Raw genomic sequence first — 358 nt, 5'->3', positions numbered from 1 at the left:
CTGGGGTGAAGAGGTTTTGAGCCAGATTGAAGAAGTCAGTATCGACTTGTGGAAACCCTATAAAAAGGTAATTGAGAAACTCATGCCACAAGCCGAAATAGTAGCCGATAGATTTCATGTGATGAAGCAAGTCAATAAAGAGTTAGACACTAAAAGAAAGAAAATCAAGAAAGAAGTAGAGAAAGTTAAAGATAAAACTGAAAGAGAGAAAATGCTATTAGCATTAAAAAAAAGTAGATATGTGTTACTCAAGAATGAAGAAGATTTAAAAGAATCAGAAAAAGAAAAGCTCGAATTAATCAGAGATATGCTGCCAGAATTAGCGAGACCACACCGACTGAAAGAGGAATTTAGAAAC

General features: G+C 34.6%; 1 protein-coding gene. It reads left to right on the top strand.

Annotated elements, in window-relative coordinates; all coding sequences use genetic code 11:
- A partial coding sequence (locus tag FLQ44_RS17905) for a transposase (RefSeq protein ID WP_147695471.1) occupies positions 1-358 on the top strand: 358 nt, incomplete at both ends.

The sequence above is a fragment of the Vogesella mureinivorans genome, from assembly GCF_007644035.1.
GTDB lineage: Bacteria > Pseudomonadota > Gammaproteobacteria > Burkholderiales > Chromobacteriaceae > Vogesella > Vogesella mureinivorans.
Note: the sequence above shows the minus strand (reverse complement) of the source record. Positions and strands in the feature narration are given on the sequence as shown.